Source organism: Sphingobium lactosutens DS20 (assembly GCF_000445105.1).
Lineage (GTDB): Bacteria > Pseudomonadota > Alphaproteobacteria > Sphingomonadales > Sphingomonadaceae > Sphingobium > Sphingobium lactosutens.
On sequence record NZ_ATDP01000095.1, the window covers coordinates 30,001 to 32,347 of the forward strand.

2 rRNA genes (1 of these 2 cut by a window edge) are annotated in these 2,347 nt (G+C 54.6%); both read left to right on the plus strand.

What is annotated here, in order from left to right:
• Window positions 1-1,875 (plus strand): 23S ribosomal RNA (locus RLDS_RS43930); it begins 922 nt to the left of the window's first position.
• A gap of 150 nt (window positions 1,876-2,025) precedes the next feature.
• Window positions 2,026-2,140: ribosomal RNA gene (gene rrf / locus RLDS_RS43935) — 5S ribosomal RNA — on the plus strand.
• The last annotated feature ends 207 nt before the right edge of the window (window positions 2,141-2,347 follow it).

Below are 2,347 nucleotides of genomic sequence, written 5' to 3' on the forward strand. Positions count from 1 at the left end.
AGATCTACCAATTCTAACCAAACTCCGAATACCAACGAGTCTAGTCCGGCAGACAGACGGCGGGTGCTAAGGTCCGTCGTCAAAAGGGAAACAGCCCTAACCTACAGCTAAGGTCCCCAAGTCACGTCTAAGTGGGAAAGCATGTGGGATTTCCAAAACAACCAGGAGGTTGGCTTAGAAGCAGCCATCCTTTAAAGAAAGCGTAACAGCTCACTGGTCTAAACAAGAGATCCTGCGGCGAAGATGTAACGGGGCTCAAGACGTGCACCGAAGCTTAGGGTTCAGTCCTTTGGACTGAGCAGTAGCGGAGCGTTCCGTAGGCCGTTGAAGCGGGAGGGTAACCGACCGTGGAGGTATCGGAAGTGCGAATGCAGACATGAGTAGCGATTAAGAGGGTGAGATGCCCTCTCGCCGAAATTCCAAGGGTTCCTGCTTAAAGCTAATCTGAGCAGGGTAAGCCGGCCCCTAAGACGAGCCCGAAGGGGGTAGTCGATGGGAACCACGTTAATATTCGTGGGCCTGGTGGTGTGTGACGGATGGTGTAACTTGTCAGGGCTTATTGGATTGCTCCTGGCAGGGAAATTGTCCCAGGAAATAGCCCCACCGTATAGACCGTACCCTAAACCGACACAGGTGGAATGGTAGAGTATACCAAGGCGTTTGAGAGAAGTATCCTGAAGGAACTCGGCAAATTGCCTCCGTACCTTCGGAAGAAGGAGGCCCCATCTTAAGGCAACTTTTGATGGGGGGCACAGGCCAGGGGGTAGCGACTGTTTAGCAAAAACACAGGGCTCTGCTAAGTCGGCTTCAAGACGACGTATAGGGCCTGACGCCTGCCCGGTGCCTGAAGGTTAAGAGGAGGAGTGCAAGCTCTGAATTGAAGCCCAGGTAAACGGCGGCCGTAACTATAACGGTCCTAAGGTAGCGAAATTCCTTGTCGGGTAAGTTCCGACCTGCACGAATGGCGTAACGACTTCCCCACTGTCTCCAGGATATGCTCAGCGAAATTGAATTCTCCGTGAAGATGCGGAGTACCCGCGGTTAGACGGAAAGACCCCGTGCACCTTTACTGCAGCTTCAGAGTGGCATTAGGAAAGAACTGTGTAGCATAGGTGGGAGGCTTTGAAGCGATGACGCCAGTTGTCGTGGAGCCATAGGTGAAATACCACCCTGTTGTTTTCTGATGTCTAACCTCGCACCGTCATCCGGTGCAGGGACCCTCTGTGGCGGGTAGTTTGACTGGGGCGGTCGCCTCCTAAAGAGTAACGGAGGCGCGCGATGGTGGGCTCAGGACGGTTGGAAACCGTCTGTTAGAGTGCAATGGCATAAGCCCGCCTGACTGCGAGACTGACAAGTCGAGCAGAGACGAAAGTCGGTCATAGTGATCCGGTGGTCCCTCGTGGAAGGGCCATCGCTCAACGGATAAAAGGTACGCCGGGGATAACAGGCTGATGATTCCCAAGAGCTCATATCGACGGAATCGTTTGGCACCTCGATGTCGGCTCATCACATCCTGGGGCTGGAGCAGGTCCCAAGGGTTTGGCTGTTCGCCAATTAAAGTGGTACGTGAGCTGGGTTCAGAACGTCGCGAGACAGTTTGGTCCCTATCTGCCGTGGGCGTCGAAATTTGAGAGGAGTTGACCCTAGTACGAGAGGACCGGGTTGAACATGCCTCTGGTGTACCTGTCGTCGTGCCAACGGCGCAGCAGGGTAGCTATGCATGGACGGGATAACCGCTGAAAGCATCTAAGCGGGAAGCCTCCCTCAAGATAAGATTTCATCGAGCCGTGATAGACCATCACGTTGATAGGCCGGATGTGGAAGTGCGGTAACGCATGGAGCTAACCGGTCCTAATTGCTCTGTTCGCGCTTGAAACGGTTCACACGAACCGTAGAGCCCCACCATCAACGACAGTCCTGATACACTGTCCTTGCCATGGTGGTCAGAAACATAAGCCAGATACAAGATTACCCACATGCACGGGCATCGATTAAACCCAAATCCAAACAGCGCCAGCTCCATTGCTTGGTGACCATAGCGTCAGTGACCCACCCGATCCCATCCCGAACTCGGCCGTGAAACCTGACTGCGCCGATGGTACTGTGGCTCAAGCCCCGGAAGAGTAGGGCGTCGCCAGGCATTGAAGCTCGCGCTTACGGATAAAACCCATTCACTTTGTGTGTTGGCCTCAGGCGCCGGCGGCCATATCCCCGGCCTTGGCCTTAGCGCCAATAAGGCGGAGACGCCGTCTCCGGTTCCTGTCCAACAAACCCTATGGTGACGCGGGGTGGAGCAGTCCGGTAGCTCGTCAGGCTCATAACCTGAAGGTCACAGGTTCAAATCCTG